This is a genomic window from Halobaculum gomorrense (assembly GCF_900129775.1).
In the GTDB taxonomy this organism is placed as follows: Archaea; Halobacteriota; Halobacteria; order Halobacteriales; family Haloferacaceae; genus Halobaculum; species Halobaculum gomorrense.
Genome location: NZ_FQWV01000005.1, coordinates 87,889 through 112,236, shown reverse-complemented (window position 1 = coordinate 112,236; position 24,348 = coordinate 87,889). Strand labels below are relative to the sequence as shown.

Annotated in this window: 26 protein-coding genes; 12 read left to right on the top strand and 14 right to left on the bottom strand. The window is 73.5% G+C overall.

Annotation, left to right across the window (positions count from 1 at the left end; translation table 11 throughout):
- Positions 1-71 precede the first annotated feature (71 nt).
- Entirely contained in the window at positions 72-1,268 is a 1,197-nt protein-coding gene (locus BUE16_RS16360; RefSeq protein ID WP_073309315.1) for an FtsZ/tubulin family protein, read from the bottom strand.
- 145 nt (positions 1,269-1,413) lie between these two features.
- Between BUE16_RS16360 and BUE16_RS10295 the strand changes: the two genes are divergently transcribed.
- The 3 genes from BUE16_RS10295 (at position 1,414) to BUE16_RS10285 (ending at position 3,042) form a co-directional block, all read left to right on the top strand.
- Positions 1,414-1,902 (top strand): dihydrofolate reductase, encoded by a 489-nt coding sequence (locus BUE16_RS10295; protein ID WP_073309313.1) that lies wholly within the window; start codon positions 1,414-1,416, stop codon positions 1,900-1,902.
- 97 nt (positions 1,903-1,999) lie between these two features.
- Positions 2,000-2,467, top strand: a complete 468-nt coding sequence (locus tag BUE16_RS10290; RefSeq protein ID WP_394327437.1) for a hypothetical protein — start codon at positions 2,000-2,002, stop codon at positions 2,465-2,467.
- Positions 2,468-2,514: 47 nt separating this feature from the next.
- Positions 2,515-3,042 (top strand): hypothetical protein, encoded by a 528-nt coding sequence (locus BUE16_RS10285; protein ID WP_073309614.1) that lies wholly within the window; start codon positions 2,515-2,517, stop codon positions 3,040-3,042.
- A 60-nt stretch (positions 3,043-3,102) separates the two neighbouring features.
- Here the strand turns inward: BUE16_RS10285 and BUE16_RS10280 are convergent, their stop codons facing one another.
- The 4 genes from BUE16_RS10280 to BUE16_RS10265 all read right to left on the bottom strand — a co-directional run bounded on the left by BUE16_RS10280 (position 3,103) and on the right by BUE16_RS10265 (position 6,943).
- A complete protein-coding gene (locus BUE16_RS10280; RefSeq protein WP_073309309.1) occupies positions 3,103-3,960 on the bottom strand; it encodes an enoyl-CoA hydratase/isomerase family protein in 858 nt (285 codons plus the stop codon).
- Complete coding sequence (locus BUE16_RS10275; RefSeq protein WP_073309308.1) at positions 3,957-4,859, bottom strand: 3-hydroxyacyl-CoA dehydrogenase family protein; 903 nt, start codon at positions 4,857-4,859, stop codon at positions 3,957-3,959. The genes BUE16_RS10280 and BUE16_RS10275 overlap by 4 nt, the downstream gene beginning before the upstream one ends.
- 126 nt (positions 4,860-4,985) lie before the next feature.
- Entirely contained in the window at positions 4,986-6,410 is a 1,425-nt protein-coding gene (locus BUE16_RS10270; protein ID WP_073309305.1) for an MATE family efflux transporter, read from the bottom strand.
- A gap of 74 nt (positions 6,411-6,484) precedes the next feature.
- Positions 6,485-6,943: a hypothetical protein gene (locus tag BUE16_RS10265; RefSeq protein WP_073309303.1), complete on the bottom strand. Its 459-nt coding sequence runs from the start codon at positions 6,941-6,943 to the stop codon at positions 6,485-6,487.
- A 153-nt stretch (positions 6,944-7,096) separates the two neighbouring features.
- Here BUE16_RS10265 and BUE16_RS10260 point away from each other — a divergent pair, with 153 nt between their 5' ends.
- The gene (locus BUE16_RS10260) at positions 7,097-7,702 is read left to right on the top strand and encodes a class I SAM-dependent methyltransferase (RefSeq protein WP_073309301.1); all 606 of its coding nucleotides are present in this window, start codon (positions 7,097-7,099) and stop codon (positions 7,700-7,702) included.
- A 29-nt stretch (positions 7,703-7,731) separates the two neighbouring features.
- On the opposite strand, the gene BUE16_RS16970 is transcribed toward BUE16_RS10260, so the two are convergent.
- Positions 7,732-8,907 (bottom strand): RAD55 family ATPase, encoded by a 1,176-nt coding sequence (locus tag BUE16_RS16970; RefSeq protein ID WP_200778422.1) that lies wholly within the window; start codon positions 8,905-8,907, stop codon positions 7,732-7,734.
- Positions 8,841-9,113 carry an RAD55 family ATPase gene (locus BUE16_RS17515; RefSeq protein WP_394327436.1) on the bottom strand — a complete coding sequence of 91 codons (273 nt, stop codon included), beginning with the start codon at positions 9,111-9,113 and terminating at the stop codon, positions 8,841-8,843. The genes BUE16_RS16970 and BUE16_RS17515 overlap by 67 nt, the downstream gene beginning before the upstream one ends.
- A 199-nt stretch (positions 9,114-9,312) precedes the next feature.
- On the opposite strand from BUE16_RS17515, the gene BUE16_RS10240 reads away from it, so the two are divergent.
- Positions 9,313-10,245 carry a diacylglycerol/lipid kinase family protein gene (locus tag BUE16_RS10240; protein ID WP_073309294.1) on the top strand — a complete coding sequence of 311 codons (933 nt, stop codon included), beginning with the start codon at positions 9,313-9,315 and terminating at the stop codon, positions 10,243-10,245.
- On the opposite strand, the gene BUE16_RS10235 is transcribed toward BUE16_RS10240, so the two are convergent.
- Positions 10,239-11,576, bottom strand: coding sequence for a sulfatase (locus tag BUE16_RS10235; RefSeq protein WP_073309292.1), 1,338 nt, complete (start codon positions 11,574-11,576; stop codon positions 10,239-10,241). The genes BUE16_RS10240 and BUE16_RS10235 overlap by 7 nt on opposite strands.
- Before the next feature lie 197 nt (positions 11,577-11,773).
- On the opposite strand from BUE16_RS10235, the gene BUE16_RS10230 reads away from it, so the two are divergent.
- On the top strand, positions 11,774-12,652 hold the full coding sequence (locus tag BUE16_RS10230) for an SDR family oxidoreductase (RefSeq protein ID WP_073309612.1): 879 nt from the start codon (positions 11,774-11,776) through the stop codon (positions 12,650-12,652).
- Between the two features lie 110 nt (positions 12,653-12,762).
- Positions 12,763-12,888 (top strand): hypothetical protein, encoded by a 126-nt coding sequence (locus tag BUE16_RS17345; protein ID WP_268762490.1) that lies wholly within the window; start codon positions 12,763-12,765, stop codon positions 12,886-12,888.
- A gap of 6 nt (positions 12,889-12,894) precedes the next feature.
- Here BUE16_RS17345 and kynU read toward each other — a convergent pair whose 3' ends face one another.
- Together kynU and BUE16_RS10220 are read right to left on the bottom strand one after the other, a co-directional pair.
- Positions 12,895-14,250, bottom strand: coding sequence for a kynureninase (gene kynU / locus BUE16_RS10225; RefSeq protein ID WP_073309289.1), 1,356 nt, complete (start codon positions 14,248-14,250; stop codon positions 12,895-12,897).
- Positions 14,251-14,326: 76 nt separating this feature from the next.
- Entirely contained in the window at positions 14,327-15,793 is a 1,467-nt protein-coding gene (locus BUE16_RS10220; RefSeq protein WP_159435758.1) for an MFS transporter, read from the bottom strand.
- Here BUE16_RS10220 and BUE16_RS10215 point away from each other — a divergent pair.
- A complete protein-coding gene (locus BUE16_RS10215; protein ID WP_073309287.1) occupies positions 15,792-16,904 on the top strand; it encodes an alpha/beta hydrolase in 1,113 nt (370 codons plus the stop codon). The genes BUE16_RS10220 and BUE16_RS10215 overlap by 2 nt on opposite strands.
- Here BUE16_RS10215 and BUE16_RS10210 read toward each other — a convergent pair.
- Positions 16,877-17,956 carry an AIR synthase family protein gene (locus BUE16_RS10210; protein ID WP_073309284.1) on the bottom strand — a complete coding sequence of 360 codons (1,080 nt, stop codon included), beginning with the start codon at positions 17,954-17,956 and terminating at the stop codon, positions 16,877-16,879. The two genes, BUE16_RS10215 and BUE16_RS10210, sit on opposite strands and share 28 nt — an antisense overlap.
- An 81-nt stretch (positions 17,957-18,037) precedes the next feature.
- Positions 18,038-19,438, bottom strand: coding sequence for a CRTAC1 family protein (locus BUE16_RS10205; protein ID WP_073309282.1), 1,401 nt, complete (start codon positions 19,436-19,438; stop codon positions 18,038-18,040).
- An 89-nt stretch (positions 19,439-19,527) separates the two neighbouring features.
- Here BUE16_RS10205 and BUE16_RS10200 point away from each other — a divergent pair, with 89 nt between their 5' ends.
- Together BUE16_RS10200 and BUE16_RS10195 are read left to right on the top strand one after the other, a co-directional pair.
- On the top strand, positions 19,528-19,956 hold the full coding sequence (locus BUE16_RS10200) for a hypothetical protein (protein ID WP_073309280.1): 429 nt from the start codon (positions 19,528-19,530) through the stop codon (positions 19,954-19,956).
- Positions 19,957-20,159: 203 nt separating this feature from the next.
- Positions 20,160-20,468, top strand: a complete 309-nt coding sequence (locus BUE16_RS10195; protein WP_073309278.1) for a putative quinol monooxygenase — start codon at positions 20,160-20,162, stop codon at positions 20,466-20,468.
- A gap of 66 nt (positions 20,469-20,534) precedes the next feature.
- Here BUE16_RS10195 and BUE16_RS10190 read toward each other — a convergent pair whose 3' ends face one another.
- Entirely contained in the window at positions 20,535-21,656 is a 1,122-nt protein-coding gene (locus BUE16_RS10190; RefSeq protein WP_073309275.1) for a glycosyltransferase, read from the bottom strand.
- A gap of 28 nt (positions 21,657-21,684) precedes the next feature.
- Here BUE16_RS10190 and BUE16_RS16705 point away from each other — a divergent pair, with 28 nt between their 5' ends.
- Positions 21,685-21,825, top strand: coding sequence for a hypothetical protein (locus BUE16_RS16705; protein WP_159435757.1), 141 nt, complete (start codon positions 21,685-21,687; stop codon positions 21,823-21,825).
- Here the strand turns inward: BUE16_RS16705 and BUE16_RS10185 are convergent.
- Positions 21,798-22,868 carry a glycosyltransferase family 4 protein gene (locus BUE16_RS10185; protein WP_073309273.1) on the bottom strand — a complete coding sequence of 357 codons (1,071 nt, stop codon included), beginning with the start codon at positions 22,866-22,868 and terminating at the stop codon, positions 21,798-21,800. The two genes, BUE16_RS16705 and BUE16_RS10185, sit on opposite strands and share 28 nt — an antisense overlap.
- A gap of 125 nt (positions 22,869-22,993) precedes the next feature.
- Here BUE16_RS10185 and BUE16_RS10180 point away from each other — a divergent pair, with 125 nt between their 5' ends.
- Positions 22,994-24,253 carry an MFS transporter gene (locus BUE16_RS10180; protein ID WP_073309271.1) on the top strand — a complete coding sequence of 420 codons (1,260 nt, stop codon included), beginning with the start codon at positions 22,994-22,996 and terminating at the stop codon, positions 24,251-24,253.
- Positions 24,254-24,348: the final 95 nt, after the last annotated feature.

Genomic DNA, 24,348 nt, shown 5'->3' with positions numbered 1-24,348 from the left:
GTCGGTTCGGCTGTGCGCGACGGCCGGCGTCGCCGCGAGCTGCACACCGGACCATGCCGGCGGCGCGTGGGTCACTCCAGCCGCGTGGGGTCGAGGTCGTCCCCGAGCGCAGCAAGTCGGTCGGCGGTCGAGATCCCGGACAGCAGCACCGTGACGCGGAACTCATCGGCGGTCGGATCGGGATAGTCGCCCCAGCGGATCTCGGGCACGCCCGTCTCCTCCTCGATGAGATTCCGAGCGCGTTCGAGTCCGCGGCGACTAAGCCACGCCGGCGGCGCGTGGAAGACGACGGCCACACGCGACGCGCTGGTGAGATCAGACGGGAGGCTTACTCGATGGGAGATCGCCTTCCGGGCGGCGTTGGTGGCGACCGACACCGCCTCGCCCTCGTCGACGGCGGGGGCGTCGGCGCCGCTGACCCGGTCGATCAGGCCGCCGACGAACCCCTCGCGGCGGCCGTTCTCGACCGCGGTCGCGGCGGTGCCAAGCGCCGAGACGCCGCCCGCGCCGAGGGTGTTCGTCAATTCGCTGGCGTCGAGCACGCGCTCGGGCGTCGGGTCGGCGGCCTCGCCGGCGGCGAGAAGCGATCCGAGCCGCCCGGCGACGGCGTCGTCCAGCCGCGGCCACGCCGCCGCGTACGAGGCACCGCTCGCGCGCCACACCTCAAGGTCGGCCAGCAGGAGGTCGTCGCTCGCGGCCGAGAGCGCGCGCACCGCGCCCGCGGCGTTGGACGCGAGCGGCCGATCCGGGCGGTCGGGGTCGTCGGTGCCGTCCGCGTCTCTGGCGGCCGATCGCTTCGGCCTGTCCGCCGCCGCGTCCCCGGCGGCGCCGTCGCCACCGGCCTCGGCGACGCCGGGGAGCACCCCGAGCGCGTACACCGGCGTGCCCGTGACCTGACCGAGCAGGTCGACGAGCGCCGGGGCGACGCCGGCGCCGGTGCCGCCACCGAGCGCGGCACACACGACCGCGGCGTCCATGCGCCCGACGGGAATCGAGTCGACCGCCGCCTGGAGTTCCGGGCGCTCCTCGCGGGCGATCTCCGCCGCGAGGGCCGCGTCGCCGGCGGTGCCCTCGCCCTCGGCGTGGACCGCGCCGATCAGCTGGCGCCCGTCCTCGTCGATGCGCGAGAGCGCCGCGAGATCGCTCGCGTCGGTGTCGATCGCGACCGCGCCGGCGACGTAGTCGACGCCGCGTCCCCCCCCGTCCGTCAGCAGCGCGTCCGCCAGCGCGGCGCCGCCTCCGCCGACGCCGACGACTCCAATCTGCATATCGAGTGAACGCGGCCGCCGCGGGTACATAATCGTGGTGGAGGCAGTGGGTCGCGATAGTGCTCGGAGGGGGGCGACGGGACGCGAGCGGTCCGCTCCGGCGAGCGGGGAAAAGCGGTATGTCGCGCGCCGCCGTAGTCGCCGTATGGTCGAACTCGTGTCCGTCGCCGCGGTTGCGGAGAACGGCGTCATCGGCGACGACGGCGAACTCCCGTGGCCCTCCATCCCCGAGGACAAACGGCAGTATCGCGACCGGATCGCGAACCACCCGGTGGTCCTCGGTCGGGCGACGTTCGAGTCGATGCTCGACGACCTCCCCGGGTCGGCGCAGATCGTCCTCTCGCGCAGCGTCGACGCCGTCGACGCCGACACGGCGAACGTCGCCGGCGACGTGGCCGAGGCGGTCGCGATCGCGGAGTCGCTCGGCGCCGACACCGCCTACGTGATTGGCGGCGGCGCGATCTACGAGCTGTTTCAGCCGCACGTCGACCGGATGGCGCTCAGCCGCGTCCGCGGCGAGTACGAGGGCGACACCACCTACCCGGCGTGGGACGACGCCGACTGGGAACTGATCGAGTCGACTGAGTACGACCGCTTCACGCTGGAGGAGTGGGTCCGCGTCGGTGCCGAGTGATCACGGGCCCGGCGGCGACTGACTCCCGGTCCGACGGCGAGGGGCCGACGCGACGGCAGAAAGTGATACGACGGAGGCGCCCGTGGATCGGGCCGTGATCCTGCAAGCCGCCGTTCCGATCTCGGTACCGCTGTTGTTCCTCGTCGGCGTCGGCGGCGGCGTCGGCGCGACGCTCGCGATGGACCGCGTGATGGACCGAGTCGACGAGGGGTGGACGCCGCCGCGGGTCGCCAGCGGCGTGCTCACCGACACCCACCCCGACGAGTCGTCCCCGCGCCTCGCAACCGTCGTCCACTACGTCGCCGGGACGCTCTCGGGGCCGCTGTTCGTCTGGCTCCTGCTCGCGGTCGGGGCCGTCCTCGGGTTGGGGGTGCTCGCGACCGCCGTCGCGGGCGCCGTCATGTACCCGCTGATGGTCGGCTTCTTCGCGCTCGTCGTGTTACCGCGGTCGACGGGCGTCGCCCGCCAGCGCCTCCGGCGGATCCGTCGGGCGTGGGCGATCGAGGCCGCCGTCTACCTCATCGTGCTCGTCCCGCTGGTCGGCGGGACCGCCGCGGTCCTGTGACGTCCGATCTCCCGAACGGTTTTCACCGCGACTCCCGTCTCGCCGCCGTGTTCCGACGCACCCGCGAGACCGCGCCCGCCGGGCTCGTCCCCCTGGCGTGGGGGTTCGCGATCGCCGCCCATCTCGGGCTCGTCGCGGATCGACCGGTCCTGGTCGCGCACCTCGTGATGGACGCGCTGCTCGTCGCGTTCGTCGCCCTGTCGTGGGCCGACATGGGCGCCGGCGTGTTGCGCGCGTGGCGGCTGGTGATCCTCGCCGGAATCCCCGTCACGCTCGCGGGCACCGTCGGCCTGCTCGTCGCGCCGGATCCGGCGTCGTCGCTGCTTGTCGCCGTCTCGGTCGTCGGCTGGACGCTCCTCCCCGTTCCGGCGCTGTGGTACACGGGCCGCGAGGCCGCGGGGACCGCGGGGGCGGTCAACTACGCGGCCGCGACGCTGTCACTGGCGGGCGCGGTCGGCTACGTCGCCGCGCTGGCTGCCGGCGCGGTCCCCGATTCGTCGCTTCGGATCGCGGGCCTCGCGTTCGTCGGCGTCGGCCAGACCGTCGGCATCGTCGACGCGGCGGTGCGGTACTGACGCGGCGCCGATCGCGGGGAGTCGCCGCCCGTCGCTGTCGGCCATCGTTATCGGTCGTCGCTACCGCCCCTCCCACTCGGGGTCACGGTCCTCGAGGAACGCGTCGATGCCCTCGTTCTTGTCCCGCGTCGCGAACAGCCCGACAAACAACTCCGTCTCGTAGTCGAGCCCCTCATCGATCCCCATCCGCGAAGCGGCCCGCACGGCCCGCTTCGCGTGTTCCAGCGCGACGGGGCTCTTGTCGGCCATCGACGCCGCCAGGTCGTACACTCGGTCGTCGAACCCGTCGTCGCCGTACACCTCGTCGACGAGGCCGAGGTCCGCGGCTTCCTGGGCGTCGATCAGTTCGCCCGAGCAGATCAGCTTCATCGCCTGCCCCTCGCCGACGAGTCGGACGAGCCGCTGGGTGCCGCCGCCACCGGGGATCAGTCCCAAGTTGATCTCCGGCTGGCCGAGTTTGGCCCGCTCGTGGGCGATCCGGACATCGCACGCCTGCGCGAGTTCGCAGCCGCCCCCGAGCGCGTGGCCGTTGATCCGGGCGATCACCGGCTGGCGGAGGTCAGCGACGCGCTCGTACACTCGCGGGCGCTCGCTCGCGCGCCGCTGCTCGGTCGCGTCGCGCTCGCGCAACTCGGTCACGTCGGCGCCCGCGACGAACGCCGTCGCCTCGTCGGCGCCGGTGAGGACGACGACCCGGACGCCGCTGCCTTCGCGCTCCACGGCGTCGAGGACGCGTTTCAGCTCCCCCCGGATCTGGGCGTTGAGGGCGTTGCGCGCGTCCGGTCGAGAGAGGGTCACCGTGGCGACGCGGCCGACGCGGTCGCCGACCGCGCAGTCGACGAACTCGCAGTCGCCGGCGACGGCCGCCGGACCCGAGTCCAGGTCGCCGGCGTCGTCCCCCTCCTCGGGGTCGCTCATCGCGGCCCCTCCGCCGCGCCGCCGCCCGGTTCGTCCGCGGGCCGAACCGCCTCGCCGTCCTCCCAGACGTAGAACCCCTCGCCGGTCTTCTTCCCCAGCTTGCCGGCGCGGACCTTCCGCTTGAGCGCCTGCGGCGGGCGGAAGCGCTCGCCCAGCTCCTCGCGCAGGTGCTCCAGCACGTCGAGGCGCACGTCCAGCCCGACCACGTCGGTGAGCTGTAGCGGCCCCATCGGGTGGTTGTATCCCAGCTCCATCGCCGCGTCGATGTCGGCGGCGCTCGCGACCCCCGACTCGTACATTCGGATCGCCTCGGCGCCGAGCGCGACCCCGAGCCGAGAGGAGGCGAACCCCGGGGAGTCGCGCACCTCGACGGCGGTCTTGTCCAGCGACTCGACGAACCCGCGGGCGGTCTCCAGCGTCGCCTCGTCGGTCCGCTCGGCGACGACGACCTCGACCAGTCTCATCAGGTGGACGGGGTTGAAGAAGTGAAGACCAAGCAGACGCTCGGGGCGATCGAGCGCGCTCGCCAACTCCGTCACCGACAGCGCCGAGGTGTTCGACGCCAGCACCGCGTCGTCGCCGACGTGACCCTCGGTCTCGTCGAGCACGGCCTTCTTGAGGTCCACATCCTCGGACACCGCCTCGATCACGAGGTCGGCGCCGGCGGCCGCCGCCGCCAGATCGGTCGTGCCCGTGATCCGGTCGAGCGCCGCCTCGCGCTCGGCCGGCGTCACCTTGTCGCGCTCGACGCCCTCCGAGAGCGTGTCGTCGATGTCGGCGATGCCGTCCTCGACGTACGACGCCTCCACGTCCCGCAGCGCGACCGCGTGGCCGGCGGTCGCGGCCGCCTGCGCGATGCCGGCGCCCATCGTCCCCGCGCCCAGTACCGTGACTCGCATGGCTGGGAGGTGCCGCGGGCGGGCATAAAGGGTGGGTGGTGCAGGGTGGGTGATGGAGCGAGGGAAGTGCGGCGGGGAACGGGGCGCACGGCCGGACGGCGGGTTGGGTCGACGGCGCCCCTCCCCTCAATCGCCCGCGCTCGGGCGGTACTCACGGCTCACCGCCTTCCAGCGGTTCGAGCGGAAGCGCCGGAGGTTCACCGCCAGCGGGACCGCCGTCTCCGCGAGCAGCGCGAGCAGCAGGCCGCCGACCCCGAGCGCGGGGATCGCCGTCCCCGCCCACGCCAGCGGCAGCGCCGCGAGGTACGCGCCCGCCAGCGTCGCGACGAACGGGACCCGGGTGTCGCCCGCGCCCCGCAGCGTTCCCGTGATCGACCCGTCAACGCCGAGCGCGACCACCGAGACCGCCGCGACGCGGACGAAGTCCGCCGACAGCGACAGGCTCGCTGGGTCGTCCACGAAGACGGCGGCGATCGGCTCCGCGAGCGCGACGACGATCCCGGCGGCGGCGAGGTACACGAGCAGCGACAGCCGGGTGATCCCGCGGCCGTACGCCTCCGCCTCGCGCTCGTCGCCGCGGCCGAGTTCCTGCCCGACCAGCGTCGAGGCGGCGATGGAGAATCCCCACGAGAAGCTCCCGAGGAGCGCGCGCACCTGCCTGCCGACGCCGACGGCGGCGACGACGACCGGGCCGAACGTCGCCGCGATCGCGAGCAGCGGGAACACGACCAGCCCCTGGGCGGCGCGGCGGGCGACCAGCGGCGCGGATACGCGGGCGATCTGGCCGAGCAGTTCGCGGTCGTGGGGCGACCCGCGGGCGCGCAGCGGGAGGGGGCTCGCGCCGCGCCCGCGGAGGTAGCTCCGGCCGGTCATCCCCCACGCGAACACGGCGGTCACCAGCACCGTCGCGAGCGCGGTGCCCAGCGCCGCCCCGGCGACGCCCATGTCGAGCCCGACGACGAACGTCGCCGACAGCGCGATGTTGGCGACGGCTCCCCCGGTCCGGACGACCATCGGGGTGACGGTGTCGCTGACGCCCGCGTACGTCCGACTGGCGATCAGGTTCAGGAACTCGAACAGGAGGCCCGGCGCGACCACCGCGAGGTACGTCGCGCCGTAGCCGACGCTCCGCGGGTCGCCGCCCAGCAGCGTGACGAGCGGCTCGGCCGCGAGGCCGAACAGCGCGACCGCGGGCACCGCCAGCGCGAGTGCGATGGCGACGCTGAGGCGGACGATCGCGGCCGCGCGCTCGTCGTCACCGCCGCCGTGGTTCTGGGAGACGAGCGCGACCGTCCCGCCGGCCAGCCCGATGGCGACGAATTTCGCAGCCATCCAGAACGCGTTCGCGAGTGTCAGGCCGGCGACCGCGGTCGGCCCGACGACGAGGCCGACGAGCGCGAGGTCGACCGTCCGCTTCGACATGATCGCGAAGCCGGTGACGATGCGCGGCCACGCCAGGTCCGTCGTCGCGCGCAGGCGCGACTCGCCGATGACCCCTGCGCCGTCGAGCGCCGCGGCGACGGCGGCGCCGGCACGGCGGAGCAGTGACACGGACCGGGCGAGGGCCGCGTGCGGCTAATCGCTTCCGTTCGGGGGCCTCGCCTGCCGGGTCGTCGATCCCGCGGTCACCCGAGCAGCAGCCCCGCGACCGCGCCCGTCGTGAGCACGGCCAGCGCGTCGGCCGTAGGACCGCTCCACCCCTCGTCAGCCACGAGGAAGCGGCCGCGATCGCGGACGGTCTCGGGGTCGGCCGCCACCGCGAGGTCGCCGTTCGACAGCGCCGCCCAGTACGCCAGCGGCGCGATCGCGAGCACGCGGAGGTCCGAGCCGGCGGGCAACGCGGCGTCGAGCACCGCGGCGACGGCGACGTGCGCCAGGGGCGCGAGCGCGACCGCCCGGACGACCGCCGACGGCGTCGACTCCGGTACTGTCGCGTCGAAGCGCCCGAGCGGCCTGCCGGCTCCCTCCCACGCGGGCAACACCTCGATCTCGGCGTCGAGGCCGAACAGCCGTGCGGCCGCAGCGTGAGCCGCCTCGTGCGGGAGCACCGCGAGCGCGACGACGAGTCGGGCGATCCGGGACACGAGAGGAGTTGACGCCAGAGGCGCATAGGCGTTGTCCGCCGGGGCGACGATCGACGCGGCGCGTCGCCGCCGGGCTCCGACCGCGTCGCCACCCGGAGGACCGGTCGCACCGGTAGCCGGAAGGGTTCTCCGTGGTCGTCCCCTATCCGTCGTATGAACGCAGACGACCTCCGCGACGCCTGGGCGGACCGCACCGGGGAGTTCTCCCCGCGGTACTACGCGCACTACGGCCCCAACGAGGTCAGCGAGGTCCTCGCCGACCGCCTCGGCGGTGCCGTCGGCCGCGACGCGCGCGTCCTCGAACTCGGCTGCGGCTCCGGGCGCCACCTCGCGCACCTCCACGCGGCTGGGTTCTCCGACCTCGCCGGGGTCGACATCAACCCCGACTCGTTCGACGTGCTTCGCGAGGAATATCCGGACCTCGCCGACGCCGGGTCGTTCCACGCCGGCGCGATCGCCGACGTGCTCCCCGGCTTCGACGACCGGGAGTTCGACGCGGTCTACTCGGTCGAGACGCTCCAGCACGTTCACCCCGAGGAGATGTCCCCGACCTTCGACGAGGTCGCCCGCGTCGCGGGCGACCTGCTCGTGACGGTGGAACTAGAGGGCGACGCTGACGGCGGCATCGTCGAGGTCGATGAGGGCCTCCCGCTGTACCGTCACGACTGGGGGAGCGTGTTCGAGTCGCGGGGGTTCGATCAGGTCGCTGTCGAGCCGCTGGGGCACGACACGGTCCGCGTGTTCGAGCGCGCCGACTGACCGCGAGCCGTCGCCCCGTCTGCCCCCGACTACTCCCCGGACGGGTGCTCCTCGGGGTACGACTCGTCGACCATGGGGTTCTCGCGGTCGCTCGGCGGGTCTTGAACCGCGACGTACGGCGCGTCCTCCAGATACTCGACCAGCGAGGTCGTGCCGACGAAGCCGCACGGCGGCTTCCGGAGGTGGACGTACTGGAGGCCGCTGTCGGAGAGCCACGTCTCGACCACCTGCTCGGCGGTGTTCTCGAAGAACGCCGACACCTCGTCGGTCGCGGTCCCCGGGTTGTGGACGTGCACCAGCGTGTCGCTCGGCCGGACCAGGTTCGACTCCTCGTAGTAGCGGAGTTCGCGCGCCTCCGCGGGCGAGAGCGCGTTCACGTACGCGTCGGCGTTGACCAGCGAGGTGAGCGCGGCGCCCGCGTCCGGGCGGACGGCCTCGAACGCTGCGCGGACGCCGTCAGCCGTGTCCGGCGCGTGGACGCCGTGGCGCTCGTCGTCCCACGTGCCGATGAGGTCGACGACGTGGAGGCGACCATCCGAAAGCAGCGCGTCGGCGTCGTGGTCGAAGCCGGCGAGGATCGTCTCCGGCCCGTGCGGACGGAGGTGGATCGTCGGGACGACGACGAGGCGGTCGAACCCGTCGATCCCCACGGGGCGGTGGCCGTGGGTCTTCACCGCCGGCGGCTGGCTCCGCCGACCGGGCACGGCGCGAGCGCCGCGGTCGCCGTCGATGTGGAGTTCGAGCCGCCGCGTGTCGTGGTCGACGCCGCGGAGCTTCGTGATCTCGATGAATCGGTGGCCGTCGTCGCGGACGCGCTCGCGGGTCAGCGAGACGACGCCGTGGACGGCGTACTGGAGCAGGTCGCCGACGGACTCGCCGTCGCCGCCGTCCTCCGCGGTGAACAACAGCGTCGCGTCGCCCTCGGCGGTGAGCGTCGCGATCACGTCGAGGAGGATCCGCCGGTACGTCCGGCTGTCGGTGAACCCCGCGAGTCCGTTGGCGGAGTCAACGACGACGCGGTCGTAGCCGGTGTAGCGGTTGAACTCCTCGCGAAGCGTCGCCGGCGTCAGCGCCTGGGTGTACTCACCGTACGAGCGGTCGCCGCCGACGGCGGCGGCGTCGTCGAGCCGCTGGAGCGTCAACGTGTCGTCCGCCCCGTCGGGGTGTTCCAGCGTCGTGCCCGGTGTCGCGTGCAGAGTGAGCACGTCGAGGCAGTCGTCGTCGAGCGCGAACGGGAACGACCCAAAGGAGTCGGCAACGTCGTCGAGCGTCTGTTCGGTCGTGACGTACAGGCACCGTTCGCCGGCCGCACCCCGGCGTCGAGGAACTGCATGCTCAGCGTCGACTTCCCGGTGCCGGGTCCCCCACGCACGAGCGTCGCCTGCCCCCGCGGGAGCCCGCCGCGGAGCATTCGATCGAGCATCTCGTCGCCGACGCTCGCGGCAGTCTCGTCGGTCATGTGACTGACAACGCCCTCGGACCGTCTTAACCGTATCTTCGTCGGCCCGTTCCGCCGACGACGGTCGGTGAGGGCGGCGACGCGACGGGGGTGCCGCGGCCGGCGAGCGACGAGGCCGGGGTTGAAGTGCGGCGACGGCGTTCCGTCGGCCATGCAGATCGGGTCGCGTCGGTGCCTCATCAATCCCCACAGCGGCACGGGCGATCACGCCGAGGGCGTCCGCCGAGCGATGGGAGCGCGCGGGTTCGCCGTCACCGAGACCGACGGCGCCGCCGACACCGTCGAGTTGGCGCGCGAGGCCGGCAGCGTCGGCGCCTCGACGCTGGCGGTCTGCGGCGGCGACGGAACGATCAACGACGCGCTCCGGGGGCTGTACCGCGCGGACGCGCTCGGCGACGTGACGCTCTCGGTGCTCCCGGCGGGCACGGCGAACCTCCTCGCGGGCACCCTCGGCGTCACGTCGCTGGACCACGGGATCGAGCTGTCGGACACCGGCGAGGTTCGGGCGATCGACGTGGGCGTGGCCGAGGGGACGGACGGCGCCGACGAAGCTGACGCCGGGGCCGCCGAGCCGTTTCTCGTCTCGTGTATCGCCGGACTCCCCGCCGACGCGAGCACGGCGACCTCCGGCGAGCTAAAGGAGCGGTTCGGCACGCTCGCGTTCCTGGTCACCGGCGCCCGCGAGACGATGGCGTTCGACGGGCTCGACGTCCGCGTCGAGTCGCCGGCGCGGTCGTGGACGGGCGAGGCGACCTGCGTTCTCGTCGGCAACGCCCGGAAGTTCGTCGAGGAGGGCGGCCAGGCCGACATGGAGGACGGCCGCTTCGACGTGGCGGTGGTCGAGGCCATGCCGGCCCCGGGGCTGGCCGTCGAGGCGGCGCTCCACCGCCTGCTCGGGGAGGGAACCGACGGCGTCACCCACTTCCGGGCCGGGCACCTCCAGGTCGAAAGCGACGAGGGGCCGATCACGTTCAGCCGGGACGGCGAGGTGTCGACCCACGAGCGCCTGGACTTCCGGGCGCTGCCGCGCGCGCTCGACGTTCGGGTGGGCGAGGGGTACGATCTGGACCCGGCGTCTCAGTAGTAGCCCAACGCTTCGAGCTGTGACTTGGTCTCTGCGGTCACCTCCTCGGGGAGCGGAGAGCGCACGTTCGCGCCGTCGAAGCGTGCGAACGCCTCGTCGACGCGCTCTCGCGCACGAAGCGCGTCGACGCCGTTCGCGGCACGCGTGACCGGCTCGGCGACGCCGGCGGCGTGGATCTGGAGGGCGCCGGCGGCCTCGCCCCAGTGGTACGTCTTTCGGACGCTCCCGGGGTCGCCGACGGCCGGGTGATACACCGCGCGGCTGTCGGCGAACAGCCGTCCGGCGTCCCCGCAGGCGCGCTCGAACCGCTCGCGCAGATCCGCAGTGATGGGGAGCTTCGACGCGACCACCGGCACGTCGGGGACGAACGACGCCCGCCGCCCGTCCCTGGCGGCGCCCACGACGTCCGGGAACCGAGTGAGCGCGGCCGGGTCGCCGACGCGGACGCCCCGACTCCGTCCGTCGGGGTCGACGGACGCCGGGTACCGCACGACCAGCGGGACGTGGAGCAGCGTCTCGTGCATCGGAACGATGTGGGAGACGGCCGGCGGCTCCGTCGGCAGATACCCCTCCTCGCCGAAGCCGTCGCCGTGGTCGCCGCAGACGACCAACAGCGTGTCCTCGAGGGCGTCGCGGTCGCGAAGCCCGTCGACGACGTACCGCAGGACGGCGTCCGTCTGACGGATCGCTCCGTCGTACAGCGACTCCAGCCCCGAGAGCTGCCAGTAGGGGAACTCGCCGCCGTGGAACTGCGGCTCCCACCGGAGGTCCAGCGTCGACTGAAGCGAGCGAGCGTCCTCGTCGCCCCAGCGGTCGTGCCCGGGGGCGGGCTCGAACGGTCGGTGTGCGTCCATCAGGTTGACGCAGGCGGCCCAGTCGCCGTCGCGACCCTCGCTCCAGTCGAGGAACTCGTCGGCGTAGTAGAACCCGTTCGGGCCGTCGTTCACGTCGCCGGTGACGTAGTCGGCGGCGGGGTCGTCGGGGACGGTCTCGACCGTCTCGAACGCCGAGTTCACCCCGGCGTCGTGGCTCGCGAGGAAGCCGTTCTCGGTGAAGAGGCCGGTCTCGTATCCCTCCGCCGCGAGGTGTTCGAAGATGGTGTGGCCGGGGTCGAGCCTGTGGTGGATCGTTACCCCGTGGACGTGCGTCTCCAGGCCGGTGAACAGCGACACGTGGCTCGGCAGGCTCCAGTTCGAGGGGGCGCGCGCCTGGTCGTACACCGTCGCCTCCGCCGCCAGCGACTCGAGCGCGGGCGTCGTCTCCCGTCGGTGACCGTACAGCGAACAGTTGGCCGCCCGGACGGAGTCGAGAACGACCAGCAGCACGTTCATGTTCGGAGAGCGCACCCGGCTGATACACCAAGCTAACTATGTGGTGAGTACAGTGCTGTAGAGCGACGGGAACGGTAACGGAGCCGAATATATCGACTCGATCGGATCGCCGGAACCGAGGCCGCGGACGGCGGTAGCTACAGAAGCCCACGGACCGCAGTCCCCGTATGGCCGACCACACCGACGCCGACGACGCGATGCCCGCCGGCCCCGAGCACGCCGACCCGCCGTTCGACGCCCCCGACCTCTCGGGGTCGACGGCGTTCGTCACCGGCACGACCCGCGGCATCGGCAAGCGGATCGCGCTCACGCTGGCCGAGCAGGGGTGTAACATCGTCTCGACGGGAAAGACCGCCGAGCCTGGCGGCGAGTTGCCGGGGACGATCCACACGACCGCCGCGCAGTGCGAGGAGCGCGGCGTCGACGCCCACGCGATCCAGTTGGACGTGCGCGACGCCGAGGCCGTCGAGGCGGCCGCACGGGAGGCGATCGACGAGTTCGGCGAGGTCGACATCGTGATCAACAACGCCAGCGCGATCCAGTTGGCGACCGTCGCCGATCTCCCGGCGAACCGCTTCGATCTGCTGACGGATGTGAACGTCCGCGGCACCTACCTCGTCTCGCGGGCGTTCCTCCCGCACCTGCGCGAGCAGGACGGCGGGTGGATCCTCACGAACGCGCCGCCGGTGACGGTGGATCGGGCACCCGGAAAGGCCGCCTACGCGTGGTCGAAGCTGGGGATGTCGTTCGTCACCCTTTCGCTGGCCGAGGAACTGGCGGGCGACGGGATCGGCTGCAACACGTTCTGGCCGGTGACCGCCGTCGACACCCGGGCGACGCGCTACTTCGGCCTCGGCACGGAGGACGACTGGCGGACGCCGCACGTGCTCGCGGACGCCGTGCTCTCGGTCCTCGCGCGCGACCCGGCGGAGTACACCGGCCACTCGGCGTACGACGAGGATCTCCTGCGGGCCGCGGGCGCGACCGACGCCGACCTCTCGGCGTACAACCTCACCGATGGGGACCCCGCTCCCACGTCCGCGCGGATGTTCGTGCCCGAGTACACGCGAGAGTGAGGCGATCGGGGGCGGCGGCGGACGGTGTCGTGTCGCCGCCGTCACCCGGTACGTCCGGCGACGCCGGAACCGCCACCGAGTATTTCCCCTTGGGCCGGTGATAGTACCTCATGCGACTATCCACTGCCGTACTGTTGATCGGTGTCGGCCTGTTCGCGCTTCCGATCCCGGGGACGTTCATCGGCGGCGGGCTGGTTCTGCTGGCGGGCGGCGGGCTCAGATACCTCGGCGAGTGACTCCCGTCAGGTGACGCCGCCGCCGCGGGGATCGTACTCGCGGTGGGCGTCGGCGTCGACGATCGCTTCGATCGTCTCGACCACCCGATACACGTCCTCGAAGCGGGTGTACAGCGGCGCCGGACAGACGCGGACGACGTTCGGGGGGCGGAAGTCGACGACGACGCCGCGGTCGCGCAGCGCCTCGCTCACGCGGTAGCCCTCCGGGTGTTCGATCGCGACGTGGCCGCCACGGCGGGCGTGCTCGCGGGGCGTGCCGACCGAGAAGTCGTCGCCGAGGCGGTCGGCGACCAGGTCGATCAGGGAGTTGGTGAGCGCGAGCGACTTCTCGCGGACCGCGTCGATGCCCGCCTCGCGGACCAGCTCTGCCGCGCCCTCGATCGGCGCCGACGACAGCATCGGGACGGTGCCGATCTGCCACGCGCCGGCGGTGTCGGCCCCCTCGTAGGTGCGGCGCAGCTCGAACTGCGTCGACTTGTCGTTGCCCCACCAGCCGGCGAGCGCGGGCGTCGTCCCGTGGTGGCGCTCGTGAACGTACAGCCCCGCGGTCGCGCCGGGGCCGGCGTTGAGGTACTTGTACGAGCACCACACCGCGAAGTCGGCGCCCTCTGCGTCGTCGCCGGCGTCGCCGGCGCCCGCGCTCCCCAGGTCGTGATCGACGACGCCGACCGAGTGGGCGCAGTCGAAGCCCGCGAGCGCGCCGTGCTCGTGGGCCGCCGCGGTGACCCGGTCGATGTCGAGCAGTTGCCCCGAGCGGTACAGCACCGAGGGCATGAACACGATCCCGATGTCCTCGCGCTCGCGGAGCGCGGCCTCGATGTCCGCCTCGTCGATCGTGCGGCCGTCGCGGGAGGCGACGGCGACGAGCCGGTCGTCGGGATCGATCCCGCGCTGGCGGAACTGCGCGCGGATGGCGTAGTGGTCCGTCGGGAAGTCCAACTCGTTGACGAGCACCGCCGGCGGGTCGGCCGTGGGATCCGGGCCGGCGGGCGTGCCGGGGAGTGCGTCGAGGAACGTCCCGATCAGGGTGTGGATGTTGACCGTCGTGGAGTTGGCGACGACGACCTCGGACTCGCGAGCGTCGACCAGCGGCGCGAGCAGGTCGCCGAGGTGCTCGCCGTAGCCGAACCAGTGGGGGTCGGCCGCCTCCCACCCGCGGATCGCGAGCTTCTTCCACTCGTCGACGACGCGGTCGAGCGTCGCCAGCGCGGCGTCGGGGGCGAGGCCGAGCGAGTTCCCGTCCATGTAGCGCTCGCCCTCGGGCACCGAGAAGTGGTCGCGGTAGTCGCGGAGGGGGTCGGCGGCGTCGCGCTCGCGGGCGTCCGCGAGCGACCTGACGGGGCCGGCGTCCGTGTCGGTCATGGCCTCGGGTTCGGGTGGGGCCAGTTAGGCGTTGGCGTCCCGCCCCGTCGCGCCGCGGGCGGCAGGTCCGAGGCGCTCAGTCGTTGGCGGCGGTCGCCGTCGGCTCCCCGTCCGCGTCCACGCCCATGTCGCCGACGAGCAGCAGTGTGCCCCCGACGGCCACGACCCCGACGGCCACGGCGACCGAAACGGTCCTGACGGCGGCGGCGTAGCCGGCGGCGTCGGCGAGGAGCGCAACCGCGGCGCCCATCGCGACCGGCGCGCCGGTCGACCCGAGCCGACCGATCGACTCCCCGAGGCTGACGAGGCCGCCGCGGGTGTCGTCGCTGGCGAGGCCGGTGAGCGCCGAGCGGTACAGCGTCAGCGACACCGAAAAGCCCGCGCCGACGGGGACGCCCGCAGCGAGCGCGACCGGCACCGACGGCGCGAGCGCGAGCCCCGCGAGCCCGCCGGCGGCGACGACGAGTGCGGCGAACGTCGGCGCGGGGCGACCGAACCGCGCGGTGATGCGCCCTGCCTGCGTCGTCGCGACGGCGCTGGAGACGGAGGCGACGGCGACGAGCGCGCCCGCCGCGCTGGGCGTCCCGCCGAGCAGACGGACGACGACGATCGAGTTGTACGTGAGGAAGCCGAACCAGAGGAACCCCGGCACCGCCCGCCCGACCAGCGTCGCGGCGACGCGGGGGTCCGACGCCAGCGCGAGCAGCGTACGGACGCCGCCGCGTCCATCCCCGCGCTCGCCGCCGGACCCGGCGGCATCGCCGTCGGTCGCGGACGCGTCGCCGTCGGCCGTGTCTCCCTGACCGAGGGCTGCGGGTTCCTCGAAGCGCAGCCACACGACCGCGGCGACGGGGAGCGCGGCGGCGTACAGCGCGAACGGGTACTGCCACGCGAACGCGACGAGCAGCCCCGCGAGGAACGGGAACACCGTCAGCGACGCGCCGACGGCGGTGAACCGGACGCCCTGTGCGGCCGACTCGCGGGCGCCGGAGAACAGGTCGCCGGTCGCCGTGATCAGGATCGGCCCGATCCCGGTGTAGCCGACACCCTGGAGGAGTCGGAGCCCCAGCGCGACCCGGAAGTCGGTCGTCAGAGTGAGCGCGACGCCGGCGAGCCCGAACAGCGCCAGCCCCGATACGAGAACCGGCTTGCGGCCGTAGCGGTCGGCCAACACGCCCGAGAGGGGGATGAGGACGATCCCCGGCGCGGTGAACGCCGAGAGGAGCAGCGCGGCCTCCGCCGTCGAGACGCCGTACGGTCCCGTCAGCGACTCGACGACCGGCGAGACGACCGAGGCGCCCATCGGCGAGATGAGCGACGCGAGCAGCAGCATCCGAAAGTCGCGGTCGGCGAGCACGTCCGCGTCGTCGCCGACGAGGCGATCGAGCGAGAGCGACACGCCGCCACCTCCGTCACGCCCCAGCAAGAGCGACTCGGTTCCGGCGGCCGCAAGCGGGCGGGCCGTCGGCGAGCGACCGGCCGTCGATCGACCCGGGAGCGGTCGGGTGGGATTCTTGTCGCCCCCGTCCGTCCGGATGCGCATGACCGACACAGGCGACGGGAGCGCCCGCTCCGACCGGCTCGCCGCCCTCGACCCCGACCTCCGCGAGGCCGTCGCCGAGGTCGAGGCGCTGGGCGTCCCGCCGTGGCACGCCCTCTCCGTCGAGAGCGCCCGGCGCATCGAGGACGACCTTTTCGGGGGCGACGGCGGCGACGGACGCGACGGCGACGAAGGCTCCGACGACGGCGACGGCGCCGCCAACGACGACGGCGACGGCGTCCCCGGGCTCCCGGTCGCCTCGACGCTCGATCTGGCGATCGACGGGCCTGACGGCGACGACCTCCCGCTGCGGGTGTACCGGCCGGCGGAGACGCCCGCGCCGACGCTCGTCTTCCTCCACGGCGGCGGGTGGTGTCTGGGCACGCTCGACTCCGCCGACGACCTCGCGCGGCAGCTGTGTCGCCGGGTCGGCGCGGTCGTCGTCTCCGTCGACTACCGGCTCGCGCCCGAGCACCCGTTCCCCGCCGCCGTCGACGACGCGATCCGCGCCCTCCGGTGGACCCGCGAGCACGCGAGCGGGGTCGGCGGGAACGGCGTCGTCGGCGTCGCGGGCTCCTCGGCGGGTGGGAATCTCGCGGCCGCCGCGTCGCTGGCGGCGCCCGCTGGGGAGGCGCCCGCGGTCCATACGCTGCTGTATCCGATCACCGACCGCGACTTCGAGACCGCGTCCTACGAGGCGAACGCGGACGGCCCGCTGTTGACGCGGGCTGACATGCGGCACTTCTGGGAGACGTACCTCCGCTCGGACGTGGACGCGGCGAACCCCCACGCGGCGCCGGCGCGGGCGGACGAGTCGGTCCTCGCCGAACGCGCCCCCGCCGTCGTCGTCACCGGCGAGCGCGACCCCCTGCGCGACGACGGCGCCGCCTACGTCGCCCGGCTCTCGGACGCCGGCGTCGACGCCGAACTGCTGGACTACGAGGGGATGTGTCACGGCTTCCTGTCATTCGCCGACGCGGTGCCCGCGGCCGACGCGGCGTTCGACGACCTCGCGGCTGCGACCCGCGAGCGGCTGGACGCCGCCGAGGGGGAACGGCCGGCCGGCGGGTCGGGAGAGCCGAGCGATCAGTCCCGCTCGGAGAGCCGCTCGTAGGCCGCCCAGGAGGCGTCCTCGGCGGGCGCCTCGACTCGCTCGCCGTTGACGACCACGCCGGACCCATCGCGCACCTCGCCGGCGACGCCGACCGGCGTGTCCCGCGCCGCCAGCGCGTCGACGACGCGGTCGACCGCCGCGGGGTCGACGGCCAACAGGAGCGTGCCGGACGTGGTGCACGCCCACGGGTCGAGGTCGAGCGCCTCGCAGGTTTCCACCGCCGCCGGGTTCGACGGCACCGCCGTCGAGTCGACCTCGATCCGGACGCCGCCGGCCTCGGCCGTCTCGCACAGCGCGCCGCGGAGGCCCCCCTCGGTGGCGTCGTGCATCGCGGTGACGCCGGCGTCGGCGGGCGCGTCGCGGTCGCTCGACTCCGCCGGCCGGCGACCCGCCTCCGCGGCCGCGAGCGCGTCGCGAACGACGCTCGTCTCTTCCAGTAGCACGGCCGCGTCATCGATCGTTTCCTCGTCCAAGCCGCGCTCGGCGAGCGCGTCGGGGTACAGCGACGCGAACAGCCCCGCGGTCTCGATCCCCGGCCCCTTGGTCACGAGCAGACGGTCGCTCGGGCGGGCACCGTCGGGGCGGATCACGTCGTCGTGGTCGCCGACGCCGAGGACGGTCGCGGCGCCGACCCACGGGAGCGACGCGCCGGGGTAGCGCGCCGTGTGGCCCGTGGGGACGGCGACGCCGAGCGCCTCGCACTCGGCGGCGACGGCGGCCCAGAAGGTCGCGAACTCGTCGTCGGTCACGTCGCCCGGAAGCGCGAAGGAGGGACAAAAGTGGGTGGGCGCGACGCCGGAGACGGCCACGTCGCCGAGGGCGAACGAGAGCGCGAAGCGGCCGGCGCGCTCGAAGCCGAGGTCTGGCAAAAGCGAGATGGGGTCGGTCGCGCACACGATGGCGCGGTCGGCCACGTCGACGACGCCGAAGTCGACCCCGTGGGTCGGGCCGAGGCGCACGTCCTCGCGGGCCGCCCCGAGGTTCGGCCGGACAACCGACTCGAAGGCGTCGCGGTCGACTTTCCCCCGTCGCGGCCCGCGGTCGTCGGTCATGGGTCGACGTGCGCCGGGGCGGCCCAAAGCGGTTGCGTCACGGCGACGCCGCCGACCCGGCCGGGGCGGTCGCCGGGGCGGTCAGAACCGGGGCGCCATCGGGTGCGAGACCTCGTGTTCGGTCCGCGCGGCCGGCCGCTCCACCGTCGCCTCGCGGCCGTCGGGCCAGCGGACGGTGACGCGCTCGGGCGTCTCGTCGCCGAGCCCGAAGTGGGCGACCGGCTCCATCTGACAGAGGTAGCCCGAGCCGGCACACACCACCTTCGTCCGCGTCCACGACGCCGTCTCGACGGTGACGGCGGCGCCGCGGGCGGGCGCCCCGTACTGCGTCGTCGGCCGCACGCGGAGCCAGTCGTTCTCCGCGGCCCCCTCGACGGCGTACAGCGCGAGCGGCTGGGCCGCGAGTTCGCCGTGGACGACGAGCAGTTCCAGCGCGCCGTCGCCGTCGAAGTCCGCGACGGCGGCGCCGGTGCCCAGCCCGCGCGGCTCCCTCGCGTCGCCGGGGTCGATCGCGGTCCACCCCGCGCGTCCCTTTCGAAACAGCCGGTTCGGGGCGCCCAGCGCGTTGCAGAACAGCTCCTCGCGGCCGTCGTTGTCGAAGTCCGCCGTGACCAGCGTCCGGACACGCGTCGGCGACGCGAACGCGTGCGGCGCGGCGTCGCTGAAGCGCCGGGGAGACGGAGCGTCTGCCGCGCCCTCGGGGGGTTGATCGGCCCTGAACAGCCGGCTCGGCGTCTCCCACCCGCCGACCGCGAGGTCGCCGTCGGCCATCGTGACGCCGCGGGCGTTCGTCCCCGGCGCCGACAGACCCACGTCGCCGGCGACCTCCTCGAAGTGGCCCGACTCGTTGCGGAACAGCCGGTTCGGGCCGCGCTCGACGCCGACAAACAGATCCATGCGGTCGCTCACGAGCGGGCCGGCGTACAGCGATCGGGCACCGGCGTCGAGGTCGAGGCCAACCGCCTCGCACATGTCCGAGAGTTCGCCGTCGTCGCCCAGCTCGTAGAAGCGGGAGGGAACGCCGTAGCAGGCGACGAAGACGCCGTAGCGGCCGGTGCCGTAGCGGTCGAGCGCGGCGACCGAGCGGCCGGCCCGGAAGTTGCCGCGGTCGGCGTTGACCGCGAGGCCGAACAGGTCGCGCCAGCGCACGTCCTCGTGGTCGGGGCGAACGTCGACCGGGTCGAGCAGGAGGTCGGTGTCCCGGGTCTGCCCCTGGTACGCCTCAGTGTTGTGGACGTACAGCTCCTCGGCGCCGTCGGCGTCGAGGTCGGCGGCGACGACGCCGATCGCGTGGCGCCCCTCGTCGGCGACGGCCGGGGTGGCCACGTCGCGGAGGGCGCCGTCGCGCCAGACGAGCAGCCGGTTCGCAGGCCCGTAGCCGGCGACGAGCGCGCACGGCCCGCTCACGCCCGGCGTGACGGCGACCCCGTAGCCGCGGTGGGGCGTGTCGTCGGCGATGGCGTCGGACCGGTCCGCGAACACGCGCGCTCCTCGGAGACCGGGGTACAAGAGGGCTCGGTTCCGCCCCCCGAGGAACAACGCTTTTCGGACGCCGGGGCGAACCGGGATCCATGGCAGACGACGACCCGGCAGACGACGGATCGGACGCGAACGAGGGCGCCGAGGGAGGCGACGACGGCGAGGAGAAGTCCTTCCGCGAGCGGGTCGAGGAGATCCGCGAGCGACGCGAACAGGAACGCGAGGAGGGCGAGGGCGGCGCCCCCTCCCCTGAGGAGATGATGGGCGGGGGCGGCGGCCCCGGCGGCATGGGCGGCGGCGGCAACCCCTTCGCGCAGATGATGGGCGGCATGATGGGCGGCGGCGGTCCCGGCGGCATGGGGGGTGGCGGCCCCGGCGGCATGGGCGGCGGTGGCGGTCCCGGCGCCGAGGAGGAGTCCGTCGGCAACGAAGAGCTCGTGCGCGAGGTGCGCCAGCTCCGCGACGAGGTCCGCGACGCGACCCGGCAGCTCCAGCGGATCGCGCAGGCGCTCGAGGACTAGCGAGCCCGAGCGAACCAAGAGCGGGATCGACCGGCGGCAGAGTGATCTCCGTACGGCGGTTCGCTCGTGGTTCCTCGCGCGTTCGCGTCGGCGCGTCCGGCGATCGCCGGCCCTTCGATCGGAACCGAGCGTATCATTCCTTCGGAACCGGGGTATTGGCCCCCAGACTCGGGTATTTGTTCTGTTCGCCCGTACGGGCCCGTATGGCACGATCGGAAGTCGCGATCCTGGCGCGGTTCGAGGCGAAGCCCGAGAAAGCCGAGGAGGTCGCCGAGTTCCTCAGCGGCGCGCGGGAGGCGGCGGAGGCCGAGGAGGGGATGACCTCCTGGTTCGCCGTTCGCTTCGACGAAACTCGGTTCGGCATCTTCGACACCTTCCCCGACGAGGACGGGCGGCAGGCCCACCTAGAGGGCGAGATCGCGACGGCGCTGCTGGAGCGGGCCGACGAACTCCTCGTCGACGAGCCGGAGATCGACGCCGACGTGGACGTACTGGCGGCGAAGCACGCCTGACGACGACGGGAGTCGACGTTCGACCGACGGACGCTCCCGATGTCGCCGGTTCGCCTCCGGTCGCGACTAGCTGAGTACCGCGCCGTACACCTGTTCGAGTCGGTCGACCGCGTGCTCGACGCTCGTGTCCTCGCGGCGGTCGAGGCAGGCCGCCGAGAGCGACTCGCGCTCGGCGAGCGTGCGGTCGATGGCGTCGGCGAAGGCGCCGGTGTCGCCGCGGGGGTAGTGGTGGCCGGTCTCGCCGTCGACGACGGTGTCGGCGAGCGCGCCGGCGTCGACGCCGACGACGGGCGTGCCGCAGGCGTTCGCCTCCAGCGCGACTAGCCCCTGCGTCTCGACCGGCGAGGGGAACAGGAAGGCGTCGAGGGTGGCGTACAGCGCCGGCAGTTGCTCGCGCGGGAGAAACCCGAGGAAGCGCGCGTCGACACCCGCCGCCTCGCAGGCGCGCTCGACGGCGTCGCGTGCGGGGCCGTCGCCGCCGAACACGAGCGTCGCCTCGGCGTCGGCGGTCGCGACCGCCGGCGGGATCTCGGTCAGCTCCTTCTCGAAGCCGTGGCGGCCGGTGTAGCCGACGAGGGGGGCGTCGGCCGGGTCCGGGAGGTCGTGCTCGGCGCGGAAGTCCGCGAGCGCGTCGTCGTCCGGCCGGGTGAAGAAGTCGGTGTTGACGCCGTTGGGAACGACCTCGACGGGGGTGGTGACGCCGATGTCGCTGAGGTGCTCGCCGGCCGGCTCGCTCGGGACGACGACCGCCGTGGCGGCGTTCATGTACCGCCGCTCGTACCGGCGGGCGGCGCCCTCGACGACGGTCGCGGCCGGGCCGGCCGCGAGGTAGTCGGCGTATTCGGCGGTCGGCGTGTGGTAGGAGGCGACCAGCGGGGCGTCGATCCGATGGGCGAGGAACCACCCCGAGAGGCCCAGCGCGAAGGGCGTGTGCGCGTGGACCACGTCGGCGTCGCGGACCGCGTCGGGGACGCCCGGTAGCCCCATCCGGAAGCCGTCGTAGAAGGGGAATCCGACGCTGCGGGTGGTGTACTCGCCGTCACCGGGGTCGTGTCCGGGGGCACCGGGGAACACCACGTCCATCCGACCGCCGCGGGCCTGCCACTCCGTGCGCCACGACTCCAGCGTGTAGGTGACGCCGTTCACCGTCGGCAGGTACGTGTCGGTGAACGCGGCGACGGTCTGCATTCGTCCGCCGTTCCCGGAGCGACGGGTAATGCCTTGCGTCTTCGACGCGGGTGTCGCCGTCGACGAGGGCGTCGCTGTCGACGGGGACGGCGAACGGGCACGGGCGATCGGGGACGACGGCCAAGGGCGAGTCCGGAGCGCCTACCGCGCGTCGAGCAACTGCTCGTAGGTGTCGACCAGCTCCTCGCCGACGCGCTCCAGCGAGTGCTCGGCGGCCGTTTCGCGGGCGTTCTCGCCGAGGCGCTCGCGCAGGTCGGGGTCGTCTGCCAGGCGGTTCAGCGCGTCGGCGAACTCCGCGCGCGTCTCACACAGGAGGCAGTCGTGGCCGTCCTCGAAGTACTCCCGGAACACGGGAATGTCCCGGAGGACGCACGGCTTGCCGCAGGCCATCGCCTCCAGCACGACGATGCCCTGGTTCTCCTCTTTCGTCGGGAAGAAGAACACGTCGCCGGCGCCGAACGCGCCGGGCTTGTCGTCGACCCAGCCGGTGAAGGTGACGTTCTCCGGCGGGTCGCTCGTCCAGCGCGTCACCGTCTGCGACGCCTGCGGCCCGGAGTCGACGGTGCCGAACCATGCGAAGTTGCTGTCGACGCGCTCGGCGACCTCGCAGAAGGCGGTAAGCCCCTTGCGCTCGAAGACGGAGCCGACCGCGAACATCACGACTCCGTCCAGGTCGAACCGCTCCCGATACTCCTCCCGGTACCGCTCGTGGTCGTCGACGGAGTCGTGGTCGATCCCGTTCGAGACCGCGCGGATCGGCGCGCCGACGGGGTACTCCAGCAGCCGGCGCTTCGTGTACTCTGAGGGCGTGAGCACCAGATCGGCCTGCGAGTAGAACCAGCGGAGGTACCGCCGGAGCGCGGGCGCGACCGCGTTCGACCCGCGGAAGCTCTCCCGGAAGTCCTCGCTGGTGACGTGGCAGTGCAGCACCAGTGGCGTGTCCGCCAGCCTTGCGTACCGCGCGAGTGCGACGCTGGCCGGGCCGATGAGATTCAGGTGGATCACGTCCGCGTCGGCCACGGGCGAGCGGCCGCCGAGCCCGCGGCGGAGAGCGGTACCGAGGTCGCCGTCGGCCCACGGCGATGTGACGACCTCCACGTCGGCGCCGGCCGCGCGGGCGCGTTCGAGCGCCTCGACCTGCTGGTCGTGTGCGGTGCCGATGCCCGCGCGGTCGAGCTGTGAGTCGAGTTCGAGGTAGTCGAGGACGCGCACGGTCGAGTGGTCTGGGCTTCGGCGGGTCGGGGTTTGAGCGTGCTGGATCCACGTCGGCCGGTTCCCGCAGGGGTGCCCGGATCCGCAACGCTTGACCCCCGGCGCGCGAACCGACAGCCGTTCACGTGACGAAGCGCCTCTTCACCACCCTCTGCGGGCTCGTCTTCCTGGTCAACTTCGGCCGGGTCGCGTTCGCCCCGCTGGTCCCCGAGTTCCAACAGGACCTCGACCTGTCGGCGACGGCGGTCGGCTCGGTCACGACGCTCGTCTGGCTCGGCACCGCCGCCCCGCGCATCCCGGTGGGCTGGGTGCTCACGAAGGTGGCTCGCGAGCGCGTCGTCGTCGCGACCGGCGTCGCGCTCTCGCTGGCGGCGGAGCTCACCGCGACCGCCGACTCGCTTTTGACGCTGCGGGCGGGCGCGTTCGCCGTCGGGCTCTCCACCGGCGGCTACTTCGTCGCTGCGATCCCCCTCATCGGCGCGCTGTACCCCGACCGGACCGGCCGCGCCGTCGGCGTCCACGGCACCGCGAGCCAGGTCGCCTCGGTCGTCGCGCCGGCGGTCGCGCTCGCGGCGATCGCTCGCGTCGGCGACTGGCGCGTCGTGTTCTCGGCGCTGGCCGTCGGCGCCGCCGCATCGACGGTCGCGCTGTTCGCGGTCGTCCGGGTCCGCGGCGGGGTCGAACCCGAGGGCGCGGCGGTCGACGGGGACGCCGACGCTGCCGACGCTGCCGACGCTGCCGACGCTGCCGACGCCGCCGACGCTGCCGAGCCGCGGAGCTTCCTCGCGGCGCTGTCGCACTGGCGGATCGTGCTCGCGGGGATGTCGCTGGTCGCCGTCGCCGGCTTCGCCTGGCAGGGCGTGTTCAATTTCTACGTGAGCTACCTGCTCTCGAAAGGGCTGACGCCAGCGAACGCGAACCTCCTGCTCACCGTCGCGTTCGGCGCGGGCGTCCCCGCCTTCTGGCTCGGCGGCCGGCTGGCCGACCGCCTCCCGAAGGTGCCGTACCTCCTCGCGCTCAACGCCGCGTTCGTCGCGTCGCTGGTCGCGCTCACCCACGCCGGGTCGTTCGCGGCGTTCGCGGTCGTCTCGGCGGTGCTCGGCTACGCCGCACACGCGCTGTTTCCCGCCGTCGACACGTACATGCTCGCGACGCTCCCGCCCGCCGACCGCGCCAGCGCCTACGCCGTCTTCTCTGGCGCGTCGCTGCTGTTCGAGGCGAACGGCTCGGGCGTCGTCGGCGCACTCACCGACGTCGGGGTCGCGTTCGATCAGGCGTTCCGGCTGTTCGCCGCTGCGGTTACCGCGGTGCTGCTGCTTGCGGGAGCGCTGTACGCCGCCGGGCGGTTCCCGGCTCCACCCGCCGACCGTCGCACGACGAGGTGAGTCGTCGCTCCCTGAGCCGATGTACCGGCCGCGCTCGGGATCACGGGCCGGCGATCCGCAGTCGACGAGTTCAGTAGTTTGCGGATAGTTTTCCG